The sequence below is a fragment of the Sphingobium sp. CCH11-B1 genome, from assembly GCF_001556865.1.
In the GTDB taxonomy this organism is placed as follows: Bacteria; Pseudomonadota; Alphaproteobacteria; order Sphingomonadales; family Sphingomonadaceae; genus Sphingobium.
The window spans coordinates 57,670-71,822 of the sequence record NZ_LSJY01000009.1 but is presented as its reverse complement, the minus strand read 5'-3'; the positions used below and the strand labels follow the sequence as shown (position 1 = coordinate 71,822).

Annotated in this window: 13 protein-coding genes; 2 read left to right on the top strand and 11 right to left on the bottom strand. The window is 64.7% G+C overall.

All coding sequences use genetic code 11. The features are described from left to right. Positions 1-168: 168 nt before the first annotated feature. From AX724_RS01880 to AX724_RS01845, 8 genes are all read right to left on the bottom strand, one after another. Positions 169-1,281, bottom strand: coding sequence for a hypothetical protein (locus AX724_RS01880; RefSeq protein ID WP_156447970.1), 1,113 nt, complete (start codon positions 1,279-1,281; stop codon positions 169-171). 405 nt (positions 1,282-1,686) lie between these two features. Further along, the gene (gene pyrF, locus AX724_RS01875) at positions 1,687-2,373 is read right to left on the bottom strand and encodes an orotidine-5'-phosphate decarboxylase (protein WP_066762998.1); all 687 of its coding nucleotides are present in this window, start codon (positions 2,371-2,373) and stop codon (positions 1,687-1,689) included. Continuing rightward, entirely contained in the window at positions 2,370-2,747 is a 378-nt protein-coding gene (locus tag AX724_RS01870; RefSeq protein ID WP_066762995.1) for a lipopolysaccharide assembly protein LapA domain-containing protein, read from the bottom strand. The genes pyrF and AX724_RS01870 overlap by 4 nt, the downstream gene beginning before the upstream one ends. A gap of 34 nt (positions 2,748-2,781) precedes the next feature. After that, positions 2,782-3,684, bottom strand: coding sequence for an aldose 1-epimerase (locus AX724_RS01865; RefSeq protein WP_082733366.1), 903 nt, complete (start codon positions 3,682-3,684; stop codon positions 2,782-2,784). A 3-nt stretch (positions 3,685-3,687) separates the two neighbouring features. Further along, positions 3,688-5,100, bottom strand: coding sequence for a sugar porter family MFS transporter (locus AX724_RS01860; protein WP_066762993.1), 1,413 nt, complete (start codon positions 5,098-5,100; stop codon positions 3,688-3,690). Positions 5,101-5,124: 24 nt separating this feature from the next. After that, positions 5,125-5,997 carry an SMP-30/gluconolactonase/LRE family protein gene (locus AX724_RS01855; protein ID WP_066762991.1) on the bottom strand — a complete coding sequence of 291 codons (873 nt, stop codon included), beginning with the start codon at positions 5,995-5,997 and terminating at the stop codon, positions 5,125-5,127. 1 nt (position 5,998) lies between these two features. Further along, entirely contained in the window at positions 5,999-6,757 is a 759-nt protein-coding gene (locus AX724_RS01850; RefSeq protein ID WP_066762986.1) for an SDR family NAD(P)-dependent oxidoreductase, read from the bottom strand. After that, positions 6,754-7,896: a fumarylacetoacetate hydrolase family protein gene (locus AX724_RS01845; protein WP_066763015.1), complete on the bottom strand. Its 1,143-nt coding sequence runs from the start codon at positions 7,894-7,896 to the stop codon at positions 6,754-6,756. The genes AX724_RS01850 and AX724_RS01845 overlap by 4 nt, the downstream gene beginning before the upstream one ends. Positions 7,897-8,061: 165 nt before the next feature. On the opposite strand from AX724_RS01845, the gene AX724_RS01840 reads away from it, so the two are divergent. Further along, complete coding sequence (locus AX724_RS01840; protein WP_066762984.1) at positions 8,062-8,253, top strand: hypothetical protein; 192 nt, start codon at positions 8,062-8,064, stop codon at positions 8,251-8,253. Positions 8,254-8,382: 129 nt separating this feature from the next. Here the strand turns inward: AX724_RS01840 and AX724_RS01835 are convergent, their stop codons facing one another. Further along, positions 8,383-8,817, bottom strand: a complete 435-nt coding sequence (locus AX724_RS01835; protein WP_066762982.1) for an EF-hand domain-containing protein — start codon at positions 8,815-8,817, stop codon at positions 8,383-8,385. Between the two features lie 283 nt (positions 8,818-9,100). Here AX724_RS01835 and purB point away from each other — a divergent pair, with 283 nt between their 5' ends. After that, on the top strand, positions 9,101-10,417 hold the full coding sequence (gene purB / locus AX724_RS01830; protein ID WP_066762979.1) for an adenylosuccinate lyase: 1,317 nt from the start codon (positions 9,101-9,103) through the stop codon (positions 10,415-10,417). Between the two features lie 254 nt (positions 10,418-10,671). Here purB and AX724_RS01825 read toward each other — a convergent pair whose 3' ends face one another. Beyond that, complete coding sequence (locus AX724_RS01825) at positions 10,672-11,745, bottom strand: LacI family DNA-binding transcriptional regulator (RefSeq protein WP_066762976.1); 1,074 nt, start codon at positions 11,743-11,745, stop codon at positions 10,672-10,674. A 166-nt stretch (positions 11,746-11,911) separates the two neighbouring features. Further along, entirely contained in the window at positions 11,912-14,029 is a 2,118-nt protein-coding gene (locus AX724_RS01820; RefSeq protein WP_443018630.1) for an alpha-glucuronidase family glycosyl hydrolase, read from the bottom strand. Positions 14,030-14,153 lie beyond the last annotated feature (124 nt).

The following is a 14,153-nucleotide window of genomic DNA, read 5'->3' as shown; positions in this document are numbered from 1 at the left end:
TGCGGGAGTGGTGCGGGGTTGAGGGAGGGCGGGCTGGAAACCATCGACACCCCAGCACCCATTCCCCACCATCCTATTTCCCCGTCGCCCATATCCCGTCATCCCAGCGACCAGAAATGCGCCCATCCTCGACATCTCCCGCGAGTGGGAGATGTTGCCAAATGGCGATCAATAAACTGGACGGTCATCTCGAAAACTAACCTCTTGGCGCGGTAGCTGGGCCTGAACCACCGAAGGCAAGGGCGCGAGCGCCAAAGCTCGGACTTTTTGCCACAAGACTGACAGTAGCACGACAAGGCTGCCAAGAAATATTATTGCGAGTGGATTTGTCGTTAGCGCCTTCCCGTAAGGTGGAGCAGCGATGGCTTGTACCAAGAACGCGATACTCGACATCAGCAACGACCGTCTGTCGATGATGACAGCAATCCAGCAGAAAATAATGAAGATCAGGGCAGCCACGATCATCTCATTTCCCGTTGGGGACTGAACGGTGAACCGGTAAAGCCGCTCCCAGCCCGATGCAGGGCCAACCACGCCGAACAACAGGCGATACGCGGACGCCGCGATCTGGTAGCCAGCAGCGACATGGAGCCAAAAGGCGACGTCGCTTCGACTCGTTTCCCGGCGGATGTCACTTATATCCCACCACATCGCGAGAGCGAAAATCGCTAGGCCTATCAGTAACAGCAAAATGCTAACTGCACCGGTTGGAATATCCGGCGCGGCAATTCGGGCGACATGGATCATAAGATTGATGAGCGCGACCACGCCTGCCGCGTATGCGATGGGCAGTTTAAATCGCCACCACCAGCCTGCACAGGCCATGACTATTCCGGCGGCGATGAAAATAGAGACTAAAGGCGGCAGGCCGGTAGGATTGGGCGTGGTGGTTGGTGCCGCTTGATCCGGGCCCGCGACTTCCAATCCCAACGTTACCATGGCCATGCCAATTGACAGCACAAAGATCGCAAACAGCAAAAGGCTGGCGAAGAATTGCTTCCGCCTCCGGGTGAAATATTCCGCCAAGACCCAAAGTATTGGAGCCAACGTTAATGTGGCGGGAGGAGATATTGAAAAGAGCATTTGGAATGCTACGAGAAATATGAGTAGTAATCCGACACATGTCATGATGTCAGCCAGACTGCTCGTGACGCTGAACCTTTCTTCGTCGGCGGCTGAGGCTCCTCTGCTTTCAGCAGCGTGATTACGAAGTTTACGAGCGGCGTCGCGGCTCAGCAGGCCTTTCGATACCGCTGAATCGATGTCACTATCTTGGATCACAATGCCTCCATCGAACGCGGAGGGGTTATGACTGATCTGGCGTAAGCAAAGGGTAAACAGGTTTTCGTATGTACATTTGAGGGTTGGAAGTGCCCATGCTTAGCAAATCGGATATCCGCTGCCCAAGCTATCTTATATCGGTGATCCCCCTGTCCTACACCGCCCATCCCTGATCCAATGACCGGATGCGTACCCTGTCCCCCACGCCTCCGCCCCCTCTCGCACCCCATCGCGAAGCTGTCGCGCCGCCGTGACGTTGGCGGCGCGCGGGCGTGACCTTGCGGGCGCGTGGGCGGCGCGTGGGGGTCGCTTCGCCGTAGCGATTGCCGCGAAAAAGGGCGGAAAATCAAAACCAGTGACGGTGTGAACTTCGCTCGTCGCGTTTCAGTGACCGCAAAGGGACCGCTAGAGCGTCGCCTCGATCTCGCGGGCGGCGAGGTCCGGGTTTTCGGCCAGGCTGATCGGCCGTCCCACCACCAGGATGGACGCGCCCCGGTCCAGCGCCTCGCGCGGGGTGACGGCGCGTTTCTGGTCCCCCTTCGCGCCGCCTGCGGGCCGCACGCCCGGCACCACGAAGAAGCCGTCGCTCCAGGCCTGCTTCACCATCGCAACTTCCTCGCCGGAACAGACGATGCCGTCGAGGCCCGCGCTCTGCGCCAGGTCGGCGAGGCGGCGGACTTGATCTTCCGCCTTGCCCCCCGCGCCGCCGCCCACGCCGATATCGAGCAGGTCGGCGTCGTCCAGGCTGGTCAGCACCGTGACCGCCACCACCTTGGTATTGACGCCCGCCGCCGCCTTCGCGTCCTCCAGCATGGCTCGGCCGCCGGCGGCATGGACGGTCAGGATCGCTGGTTCCAGACGGTGCAGCGCCTGCACCGCCTTCGCCACCGTATTGGGGATGTCGTGGAGCTTGAGGTCGAGGAAGATCGGCAGGCCGAACTTCGCCATCTCATGCACGCCATGATGGCCGTTGGCGCAAAAGAATTCGAGGCCCAGCTTCAAACCCCCGACATGCCGCTTCACCTGCGCGGCGAGCGCCTGCGCCTTCGCCAGGTCGGGCGTATCGATGGCGACATAGACGGGGCTGGTCATAACGGTCCTGTGCTCTTGGGCGTGACGGGGGGAAGGGGGGCGGTCATGTCGGCGGCAACGGCGGCATGCGGATCGGGCAAGGCCGCGCTTGCGCCGTCGACCGCCGGCGTGACGGGCGCGCTCGCCGCGGTCGCAGCCGCCAGCGCGCGTTCGCTGCTGTCCATCTGCCGCCGCAACCGCCAGCGCGTCACCCGCGCCATGATCCAGAAGGGCAGGGCGCCCGCCAGGAACGCCAGCAGGATCGGGAACCAGACCCGCGTCTCCCAGACGATGTCGCCCCAGATCTTGATGTCGAGCGGCTTGTTGTTCGCCTTGAAGAACAGGGCGGCGGCCACGGCGATGACGACCCAGAAGGCGGTCCGCAAAAACTGCATCGGCTGTTACCCTTGCTGCCAGATTTGGGGCAGCTTAGGCGAAGGAAGCCGATTGCGGAAGCGCCTCGTCGCCTTTGTGCACGGCGATGGTCATCCCGATCCTGCTCTGCTGGCCCGGATCGACCACCGCCATGCCGCCGCGATGGATGGCGTCGGGCATGTGGCTGACCGGTTCCAGGCAGAAGAAGTCGAAGCCGGGCGGGCGATAGACATGCAGCCAGTCGGTGCCCTCGCCCGTCAGTTCCAGGCGCAGCCCGTCGCTGCGCGTCACCTGCGCGACGCCGCCCCAGCCGCCATAGGCATTGTCGATCAGGCTGTCGCCCAGCACGGGCGCGGGCTGCGACCAGTCGCCCAGCGTATCGGCCGCCGTTTCGCGTTCGGGCAGCATGTCGGGCGTGGAAAGCCACATGCTCTCCGCGTCGAATTGCAAGCGGGTGCCCGTGTCGGCGGCGAAATAGGGATGGAAGCCAAGGCCCGCCGGCATCGGCCGGTCGCCCTCGTTCGTGATGGTCAGCAAGAGCGAGAGGCTGCCTTGCGTCAGCACGACCTTCTGTTCGGCCCGATAAGCCCAGGGCCAGCCCGCATCGCCGCGATGCGCGTGCACCAGCGTCGCATGGCGCTCGCTCGTTTCAACGGCCGCCCACCCGGTCTGCCATCCAAACCCGTGCAGACTGTGCGGATGATCGCCGAAATTCAGCGGCAGCTGGCAGGTCGATTCGTCGAAGGTGAAGCGCCCGTGCGCAATCCGGTTGGCATAGGGGACCAGCGGAAAGCTGGCCGTCTCCAGCGCATCGGTCGCTTCGTCAGGGCTGCGACGCAGCAGGTCCGCTCCATCGGCGGCGAACCATAGCAGCGCTCCGCCGAGCGAAGGCGAGAGCGCCGCTTCCAGCGCTCCCGCCTTCAGGATGATGCGATCCCCTTGGCTCGTCCGACCCATGGTTCAGCCGACCATGTCCTCAAGCTCGCGGCCCTTGGTTTCGTTGACCATGGCGCGCACGAAGAAGAAGGACACCAACGCGAAGAAGGCATAGCCGCAATAGGCGACGGCCAGGCCCGGCGACACGACCAGCGAGGGGAAGCTGACCGAAACGACCGCATTGGCGATCCACTGGGCGAAGCCGGCGACGGCCAGGCCCGATCCGCGGATCTGGTTCGGGAACATCTCGCCCAGCATGACCCACATGATCGGGCCCCAGCTCATGTTGAAGAAGATGACGTAGAGATTGGCGGCGACCAGCGCGATGATGCCGTTATTGCCCGGCAGCGACACCGCCCCATCCGCGCCGGTGACGGCAGTGGAGAAGGCGTAGGCGACGGTCGCCAAGGTAACGGCCATGCCGGCCGAGCCAATCAGCAGCAGCGGCTTGCGGCCGATCCTGTCGACCAGGGCGATGGTGGCCAGACAAGCGCCGATGGACAGCACGCCCGAAAGGATGTTGGTCTGAAGCGCATAGTCTTCCGAAAAGCCAACTGCTTCCCACAACGTCGCGCCATAATAGAAGACGACGTTGATGCCGACCAACTGCTGGAACACGGCAAGGCCGATTCCGGTCCACACGATGGGGCGGATCTTGCCGCTTGTCTTGTCGACAAGGTCGCTCAGCTTCGGGCGATGATGATCGGCAGCAAGGCTGGCGCGAATTTCGCTTACCTTGCGCGCAGCTTCTTCCGCGCCGAACAGGCGGGTAAGCACAGCCTGCGCCCGCTCTTCCTGACCGCGCGCCACCAGGTAGCGCGGGCTTTCCGGGATCACCAGCAGCGCGAAGAAGTAGATGGCGGCCGGGATTCCCTGCAGCCAGAACATCCAGCGCCACGCCGGAACGTCCAGCCACAAGGGCGCGGTCGATCCGCCAGCATAGCGCGCCAGCACGAAATTGGCGACGAACGCGCCGGTGAGGCCGGAAATGATCATGACCTGCTGCACCGACGACAACCGGCCACGCACGGCGGCCGGGGTCACCTCCGAGATATAGACGGGCGAAATGACGCTTGCCGCGCCGACGCCAAGACCACCGATGATGCGGGCGAAGATGAAGATGGCGGACGATCCGGCCGCGCCGGCGAGCAGCGCGCTCAGCAGAAACAGGACCGCCGACAGCATCATGACGCCGCGACGGCCGATGATGTCGGCCATGCGGCCCGCACCGAACGCGCCGATGGAGGAACCGACCAGGATCGCGCCGACATTGACGCCGATGCCCAGCTTGCCAAGATCGAACGCGCTTTCCAGGCCCTTTTGCGTGCCGTTGATGACGCCCGAATCATAACCGAACATGAAACCGCCGATCGTCGCAACCGCGACGATCGCTGCGATAAAGGCCATGTTGACCTTTCCGGCGCTCCCCTCACTCATCCTGACGTCCTCCACACTTACTCGTTATATCGTTGCAATCGTGCCCGGCGCGCCCGCCACGCCGGGGTCGAATGCGAACAGATCGCCCGCCAGTGGTTGCGCTGTCAACGCTGTCATGTCCAGCCCCTTCCGCGCGCTGGTCGCATAGGCGGTGCGCAGGTCGGGACCGCCGAAGGCGATTTTGGTGATGTTGGACACGGGAAACCGCACCTCCCGCATCATCTTGCCCGCCGGATCGTAGCGGCGCGCCGCCCAGCCGCCGTACAGGCCGGTCCACAGGCAACCCTCGGCATCCACCGTCGGACCGTCGGGATAGCCTGCGCCGTCCTCGATCTCGACGAACGGGCGGCTCTCCAGGACCGCGCCGTCCTCGCCCAGGCTGCTGCGCCATATGCGCTTGCCCAGCGTATCGGTGTGATACAGCGTCCGGCCATCGGCGGAGACGGCGGGGCCATTGGTGATGGATACAGGCGGCAAGCCGGTGTCTGCGCACAGGCCCTTGTGCAGCCGGTAGAACCGCCCGCTCGCCTGCTCTTCGCCATCGTCCATGGACCCGAACCAGATCGCGCCATCCGGCGCCACCGTGGCGTCATTCTGCCGATTGCCGGGCAGCGCCGCTTCGGGCGCGTGCAGCAGGACGAAGCTGCCGTCGGCCGGATCGAAGCGGTGAACACCGGACTGAAGGCCGACCGCGAACAGCCCGTCGTCGGTGGGAAGTATCCAGCCGACCTGCGCTGGCGCGGTCCAGTGGCGCGCTTCTCCGCCAGCCGGATCGAACCGGTGGATGCGGTGTTCCTTGATATCCACGAACCACAACGCGGCATCGCGCGCGACCCATACCGGTCCTTCGCCCAACGTCGCGCCGACCGACAATATGCTCTGCGGTTCCATGCTCATGTCAGCGCCACCCTGCATCGATGAAATAATCGTGACCCGTGCAGAAACGGGCGTCGTCCGACGCCAGGAACATCGCGAGCGCGGCGACGTCCATCGGCAGGATGCGGCCGTCCAGGCACTGCGCGGCGACGATCTCCGCTTCGCCTTCGGGCGTGTACCATTTCTCCTGACGCGGCGTCTTCACATTGCCGGGGATGATGGTGTTGACGCGGATATTGTCGCGGCCAAGATCGCGAGCGAGGCTGCGCGTCAGGCCCTCGATCGCAGCCTTGGCGGTTTGGTAGAGCGTCAGTTCGGGCAGGGCGAGATGCCAGCTGATCGACCCGAAGTTGATGATGACCCCGCCGCCATCGCGCTTCATTGCCGGCACGACCGCCTGCGCGGCGAAGAACAGATGGCGCAGGTTCACCGCCATGCGCTCGTCCCAATAGGCCGGCGTGACTTCCTCGATCGTGTGGCGATCGTCGTTGGCGGCATTGTTGATGAGGATGTCGATGCCGCCCAGCTGCTCTTCCACCCTGACCATCATCGCCTGAACGGCGTCGATGTCGCGCAGGTCGACCGCGTGGAACAGGGGCTTGAATGCGGCGGAGGACAGGCGTTCCACCAGCGCTTCGCTCGCTTCGACGGCGATGTCGCAAAAGGCCACATGGGCGCCCTGACCCACAAAGGCTTCGACCAGTCCTTCACCGATGCCGCTGCCGCCGCCGGAGATAAAGACCCGCTTGCCCTTCAGGCTCGGGTAGATGGCGCGGCTCATGCGTTTTCTTTCTCTTTCATCGTCAACAGGCCGCGAGCGGCGAGGTTGGTCATCAGGGCAGCAACGCCCATGGTCCACGGGGTCGCATCCTTCGATGTCACGACCCGGTTCACCAGCTTGCCCAGGCGCGGGGTGGCGATGGCGACCGTGTCGCCCACCTTGTGAGTGAAGCCGCGGCCCGGTTCGTCACGATCCTGCACCGGGGCGAACAGCGTCCCCAGGAACAGCGCGAACCCGTCGGGATATTGATGTTCGGACAGGGTCTGGCGCACGAGGTCCAGCGGATCGCGGCTGATCTGGTTCATGCTGCTGACGCCTTCCAGGCGATAGCCTTCCGGGCCGTCGATGGTCAGGCCGACTTCGGCGTTGCGGACGTCGTCGATGGTGAAGCCGTCGTCGAACAGCCGGATCAGCGGTCCGAGCGCGCAGGAGGCATTGTTGTCCTTCGCCTTGCCCAGCAGCAGGGCCGAGCGCCCTTCGAAATCGCGCAGGTTGACGTCGTTGCCCAGCGTCGCGCCCACGGTCTTGCCGGCGGCGTCGACCACCAGCACGATTTCCGGTTCGGGGTTGTTCCAGGTCGAATCGGACCGAATGCCAATCTCGGCGCCCAGGCCGACGGTGGACAGGATGGGCGACTTGGTGAAGACTTCGGCGTCGGGGCCGATCGCGACTTCCAGATATTGCGACCAAAGGCCGTCCTCGATCAGCGCGGCTTTGAGCGCGGCGGCTTCGGGCGAACCTGGAGCCACCGAACGGATGGAGCCGCCGACTCGCTCTTCCAGACGTCCCCGAATTTCCGACGCCTTGGTGAAGTCGCCGCGCGCGCTTTCCTCGATCACCCGCTCCAGCGCCGACACGGCGAAGGTGACGCCGCAGGCCTTGACGCATTGCAGGTCGACCGGGCTGAGGAGGGGAAGGGCGAGATTCTCCAGCGCACCGAGCGGCTCGCCGGCATTCGCATCGAGGGGAAGCTTTTGAACGAGTTGCGCGGCGGTGGGCGCGACGCGGCTCATGTCATAGACCTGGCCCTTGTCGACCAGGATGGGACTGGGGCCGTCGGCGGTCTGCACACGGCCGATGAAAAGACCGTCCCGCCAATCGGCAGGCAAGCAGTCGAGCAAGGCAACATCCCCCGGCATCATCAGCTCCTAATGAGTGGTTTCTAGATTGATAGCGCTACCAACATCGAAGCCGTGTCGAAGTCAAGAGGATGTTGCGCGAAAGCCGCGTCAGGAGGCGCTCGCGACGGATGTTTGCGCTTGTGACTTTTCGACTGCCCCGCTTTGGGGCATAGCCTTCCCACGATGAGCAAGAATGACACACAAGCTACTGCCGCGCAGGAGGCCGCCGCCGATCCGAATGCCGCCCCCGCATCGCCGGATCTTGCAACCGCCGCACGGAAGTCCGCGGGCAAGGGCGTATGGATGGGGACAGCCGTGGGCATCGGGTCGGCCGCCATCGTCGCGGCCCTGCTCTACGCGCGAAAGAAGGGCTGACGCGGCCGGCTCTGGCGGGACACTCTATGCAGCAGAAGGCGGCATGGCCTTCGCTCCATGCCGCCTTCGCCGATGCGACCCGTAAGGGCCCTTATGTCCTGCCTTCGTGACAGCAGGGATGGGGTGAGGTCACGCTGCGCCGCCGCTCAGATAGCTGATGAGCTCGGGCTTGCTGACGTTGCTGCTCTTGTCCTTGTCCGCGGTCGTGAATGCGCCATTCGCCCAGGCCGTGACCTGGTCCGCCGGCAGCATGGTGCCGGTCGATTTCATTTCCTGGTCCTTGAGCGCAAGCATCCAGCGGGAAAATTCCGACTGGTCCAGCTGACCGTCCTTGTTGACGTCATAGGCCGGGAATTCGGCGTCCACGATGGAAGCGATACTGTTCGCCGGGCTGGCCGGCGCAGCGGGCGTGGCGCCCGGCGGCTGAGCCGGGGCCGGCGCGGCCGGCGTCGTCGGCGCTGCAGACTGCGGCGCGGCGGGGCTGGAACCCTGTTCCATCATGGTCTGTGCCACGGCCGGCGCAGTGATCGCCATCGCGGCCGTGAATAACAAAGTGCGCAACATGCAAATCTCCTGTCGTCTGGCCGATGGAAAAGATACCAGGTCCATCTACCTCAATAATCCTGACGACATAATGGCGCAGATCACGCCAATGTTCCTGAACGGCCGTTAAGGCAGCGGATTTCATCTAGCGATTTGTTTCGGTTCGTCTCTCCCACATTCGATATTTGCGACGAATGGTTGGCAATCGCCGCCACACGACTCGGGCAGCACGACATTTGCCCCGACGGCAGGACGCTGCTAGGCGGCGCGGCGTTCCATCCTTTCCAGTTGCAGGATTCGCCCCATGGTCCCACGCTATGCCCGCCCGCAGATGACCGCCCTCTGGGAACCGGAGGCGCGCTTCAGGATCTGGTTCGAGATCGAGGCGCACGCCACGGAGAAGCTCGGCGAACTGGGCGTGGTGCCGCCGTCGGCGGCAAAGGCGCTGTGGGACTGGTGGGCGACCAATCCCGCCATCGACGTGCCCGCGATCGACGCGATCGAGGCTGTCACCAAGCATGACGTCATCGCCTTCCTGACCTGGGTAGCCGAACAGGTGGGCGATGAAGCGCGCTTCATGCATCAGGGCATGACGTCGAGCGACGTGCTCGACACCTGCCTCGCCGTGCAGCTTGCCCGCGCCGCCGACATATTGATCGACGATCTCGACGCGCTGCTGGCCGTCATCAAGCGCCGCGCCTTCGAGCACAAGCTGACGCCGACGATCGGCCGCAGCCATGGCATTCACGCCGAACCCGTCACCTTCGGGCTCAAGATGGCGGAAGCCTATGCCGAATTCAGCCGCTGCAAGGCGCGCCTGATCGCAGCGCGCGCCGAAGTGGCAACCTGCGCCATTTCGGGCGCGGTCGGCACCTTCGCCAATATCGATCCGCAGGTCGAAGAGCATGTCGCGCAGAAGCTGGGCCTTGCCGTCGAGCCGGTGTCGACGCAGGTCATCCCGCGCGACCGGCACGCCATGTTCTTCGCCACGCTGGGCGTCATCGCCTCCTCCATCGAGCGCCTGGCTGTCGAGGTTCGGCACCTCCAGCGCACCGAAGTGCTGGAAGCGGAGGAATATTTCTCGCCGGGGCAGAAAGGCAGCAGCGCCATGCCGCACAAGCGCAACCCGGTGCTGACCGAAAATCTCACCGGACTTGCCCGCATGGTGCGCGCCTATGCCCTGCCCGCCATGGAGAATGTGGCGCTCTGGCATGAGCGCGACATCAGCCATTCGTCGGTCGAGCGCTATATCGGCCCCGACGCCACCATCACGCTCGACTTCGCACTTGGCCGCCTGACTGGCGTCATCGACAAGCTGCTCGTCTACCCCGAGCGGATGATGAAGAATCTCGACAAGATGGGCGGACTCGTCCATTCGCAGCGCGTGCTGCTGGCGCTGACCCAGGCGGGCGTGAGCCGCGAGGACAGCTATCGCTACGTGCAGCGCAACGCGATGAAGGTCTGGGAATCCGACGGGCAACTGTCGCTGATGGAACTGCTGAAGGCCGATCCCGACGTCGCGGCCGCGCTGTCCGCGCAGGAGATCGAGGATAAGTTCAACCTCGATTATCATTTCAAGCAGGTCGACACCATCTTCCGCCGCGTCTTTGGCGAGGCGTGATTGCAGCCGCCGGACGCGGCGGGCGAAGTTCACACCGTCAGGGCACGTTTTTCTGCCGGAAATGCGCTTGACGCGCTCGCGACGCGCCGCCGACGCGCGCGCGAAGCGTCTCCGGCGCGCTCTCGAAGCGTCACGCGCAACAGTGGCCGATGGCACGCACGGAGGGACAAGGGGCTGGTGCATCCGCAAGGATAGACCAGACAAAATCCTATTTTTAAAGCGCAATAGGCGCGGCCGGCCCGTTGCTGAGCCGCCTATGCCCCGGCGCGGTGGCGGGGGCGCAGCCGGGGCGCGGCATCCGATTGCCGGCGGATCAGGGCATGTTCCATGACCAGATGCTCCGCCTGCACGGCGCCGCCGCGCCGTCCCTTGAGCCGACGGACGAGCAATTCCACCGCCGCGCGGGACATTTCGCTCACCGGCTGGCGGATGGTCGTCAGTTCGGGCCAGATGGTCGTGGCGAGCGAGGTGTCGTCGAACCCGCAGACGGTGAGGTCGCCCGGCACGTCGAGGCCGCTGCGATGCGCGATCGCCACCGTCGCGGCGGCCATGTCGTCATTGCTGGCGAAGATGGCGGTGGGCGGTTCGGCCAGCGCCATGATCTGTTCGGCCGCATCCAGCCCGGAGCGGTAGGTGAACAGGCCCTGCGCGACCAGTTCGTCCAGCACCGGCAAGCCCGCCTCGGCCAATGCCTGGGCATAGCCCTCGAACCGCTTTGCGCTCGCGCTCTGGTTGGGATTGCCCTTGATGAAGCCGATCCGGCTGTGGCCGAGCGCGATCAGGTGCCGCGTCATTTCATAGGCGGCGCGCCGGTCATCGATGCTGACCGCCGACATGTCCGCCGGCGCGCGTCCGGTCGCCACCGCCACGGCAGGAATGCCCGCTTCGTCCAGCGCATCGACCAGATCGCCAAAGTCGCAGAGCGGCGGCGGCAGGACCACCCCGTCGATGCGGCTGCGTTCCAGATGCGCCACGACCGACTGGATGGAGGTTTCCTCGTCCCATTTTTCGACCACCAGGTCGACGCCGCTGCGGCTCGCCTGGTCCAGGCTGCCGACGAGGAATTCACTGAGGTAGGAGGAGGAGGGGTTGGAATAGAGAAGCCCCACCCGTAGCTCGTCGCCGCCGGCCAGCATCCGGGCGGCGGCGCTGGGGGCGTAATTCAGCGCCTTGATCGCCTCGTCCACCCGCTCGCGCGTGGCCGGACGCACCACCTGCTCGCCGTTGATGACCCGCGATACGGTCATCGGAGAAACCCCCGCCACCCGTGCGACATCGTTGATGGTCGGCGCGTTGCGCTGGCGACGGGAGGATCGAGTGTCGGTCAAACGAAGCGTCTTTTCTAGAGGCCGAATGCCGCTGCTTAGTCGTAACGACATCGGCTGTAAACCGGAGCGGGGTCTGGGAGCATTTTCCCTATGAGTGAAAACGCCCCGGTTCTTCGCTGCCGGATTTTCCGAGCCGTTGACCGCAAAAGGATCAACTGAAAATGCCCTAATCATGCCCCGGCGCGTAAGGGAAACTGAGCGCCTTGTACCAGTCGAGGTCATGGGCCGGCGCTGCCGCACCGGCGGGCAGCGGCAGGCCGTTGACCGACTCGAAATAGGCGATGCTGGCGTCGCGCCACCATTGCGCCTCTCGCCGCTGGATACGCAGGAAGGCTTGCGTCTGCTCGAACCGTTCCGCGTCGACCAGTGGGCGCAGGCTGTCCCACCGGCGCTGCATGTCCGCCACATAGGCGACGCCGCGGTCATAATGGTGGACCATGCCGTCCCACAGCGTCTCGCCCGACTTCAGGCGATAATCCCAGGGCAGATGGTGAAACCACAACAGATCGCGTTCGGGCGTCGTAACGGGTTTTGCCCAGCGGCGCGCGATTTCAGGCGCATATTGGCTGATGGCGTCGCTGCCCGTCTTCGTCCGGTCGAAGCCGATGCCCCTGGCGTCCGCCTTGTGATAATAGACCGGGTTCCATTCGGGGCGGGCGAGTTCCGACACCCAGGGGCCGGGGCCATAATGATGTCCGGTCGCCATGACGTGCGCAAGGCCGAGCGGCGTCATGTAATCGACCGCCGCCTCGCGCGATCCCATCATCATCGCGACCACCGGATCGACGAGGCGCGGGTCCGGGGAGAAGGTCATCGCCGCCCATTCGCGCGCGACGGCGTCTGCGCTGAGGCCGGTGTCCCACGCCATGCGGCCGAAGGCGTACCAGTCGGCCTGGTTGAAGATCGATCCGCTCCAGTCCCGGTCCGCGCCGATATTGGCGACCCCCGCGATCCCGGTCAGCCGGTGCCCGTCGAGCGATCCGTCGATCACCTTGGCGACGGTGGACCCCTTGCCCTTCGCGTAGGTGTCGGCCTCCAGCACCTCCTGGAAGAGCGGGCCGAGATAGGTGAGGTGCGTGGACTGGCCGAGATATTCCTTGGTGATCTGGAATTCCATCATCAGCGGCGTCTTTGGCATCGCGCCGAACAATGGGTGGAAGGGTTCGCGCGGCTGGAAGTCGATCGCGCCGTTCTTCACCTGCACCAGAACATTGTCCGCGAACTGGCCGTCCAAGGGCTTGAAGTCGCTATAGGCCTGCTTGGCGCGGTCGTCGGGATTGTCGTGGGCATAGACGAAGGCGCGCCACATGACGATGCCGCCATGGGGCTTCACCGCGCTGGCAAGCATGTTCGCGCCGTCGGCATGGGTGCGCTTGTAATCCTGCGGGCCGGGCTGGCCTTCGCTGTTGGCCTTCACCAGGAAGCCGCCAAAATCGGGGATCGCGCGGTAGATTTCGTCGGCCTTCGCCTTCCACCAGGCGGCGACTTGAGGATCGAGCGGGTCGGCGGTCTTGAGGCCGTCCAGTTCCATCGGCGCGGTCCATTTGACCGACAGATAGACCTTGATGCCATAGGGGCGGAAGACATCGGCCAGCGCCGCCGCCTTGGCGATATAGGGCGCGGTCAGGCTGTCCGCCTTCGCATTCACATTGTTGAGGACGGTGCCGTTGATGCCGATGGAGGCATTGGCGCGGGCATAGTCGGTATAGCGCGGCCCTTTATAGTCAGGCAGCCGCCACCAGTCCCAGATCGACTGGCCAGCATAGCCGCGCTCGACCGTGCCGTTGAGATTGTCCCAATGGTTGAGCAGGCGCAGGCCGATCTTCGGCGCGCTCATGATGTCGAGAGAATCGAGGTTCGCCCCCGTCTGCGCGAGCCGCAGCCAGTGACAGGCGCCGTGCAGCAGGCCGATATCGCTGTTGGCGGCGATCAGCGTCACGGGCTGCCCGTTCACGCGGGTCGAGCGGATGGCATAGCCTTCGTTGCCGAGCGCCTGGGTGTGGACGGGCAGGGTGGGCGTGGTCGTCGGCGTGGCGAGCCAGAGGGCGCCGGCAGGCGGAGCGGCGGCCAGCGCCGGCTTCACCCCCGTCATGCCCGCGACCGCCCGCTGGAGTTCGCCGGTCGCGGCCTTCAACGTGGCGCTGTCGCCCGGCGCCACGATGGCGGTCGCGTGGCGGGAAATCGCCTCTGCGCGGGCGGCGTCGGCACGGGCGTAGCGCAGCCAGAGATCATAGCCGTCCTCGGCATGGACGCCGGACGAGAGCGCCAGGCAGGCGATGCTCATGATCCAGCAAAATAGGCGCGCTATCACTCATCCCTCTCCTTCATCGGTCGTCGTGCTGCCGCGCCTGACACGCGTGCAAACGGCATTGACAAGCACATCTTGTCCGATCAATGGTAACGGTATC

Excerpts from the sequence above, each read along its gene's own strand:
- AX724_RS01860 (WP_066762993.1), bottom strand. The coding sequence starts at position 5,100 with ATGAGTGAGGGGAGCGCCGGAAAGGTCAACATGGCCTTTATCGCAGCG.
- AX724_RS01840 (WP_066762984.1), top strand. The coding sequence starts at position 8,062 with ATGAGCAAGAATGACACACAAGCTACTGCCGCGCAGGAGGCCGCCGCC.
- AX724_RS01870 (WP_066762995.1), bottom strand. The coding sequence starts at position 2,747 with ATGCAGTTTTTGCGGACCGCCTTCTGGGTCGTCATCGCCGTGGCCGCC.
- AX724_RS01845 (WP_066763015.1), bottom strand. The coding sequence starts at position 7,896 with ATGCCGGGGGATGTTGCCTTGCTCGACTGCTTGCCTGCCGATTGGCGG.
- purB (WP_066762979.1), top strand. The coding sequence starts at position 9,101 with ATGGTCCCACGCTATGCCCGCCCGCAGATGACCGCCCTCTGGGAACCG.
- AX724_RS01820 (WP_443018630.1), bottom strand. The coding sequence starts at position 14,029 with ATGAGCATCGCCTGCCTGGCGCTCTCGTCCGGCGTCCATGCCGAGGAC.
- pyrF (WP_066762998.1), bottom strand. The coding sequence starts at position 2,373 with ATGACCAGCCCCGTCTATGTCGCCATCGATACGCCCGACCTGGCGAAG.
- AX724_RS01855 (WP_066762991.1), bottom strand. The coding sequence starts at position 5,997 with ATGAGCATGGAACCGCAGAGCATATTGTCGGTCGGCGCGACGTTGGGC.
- AX724_RS01850 (WP_066762986.1), bottom strand. The coding sequence starts at position 6,757 with ATGAGCCGCGCCATCTACCCGAGCCTGAAGGGCAAGCGGGTCTTTATC.
- AX724_RS01865 (WP_082733366.1), bottom strand. The coding sequence starts at position 3,684 with ATGGGTCGGACGAGCCAAGGGGATCGCATCATCCTGAAGGCGGGAGCG.
- AX724_RS01835 (WP_066762982.1), bottom strand. The coding sequence starts at position 8,817 with ATGTTGCGCACTTTGTTATTCACGGCCGCGATGGCGATCACTGCGCCG.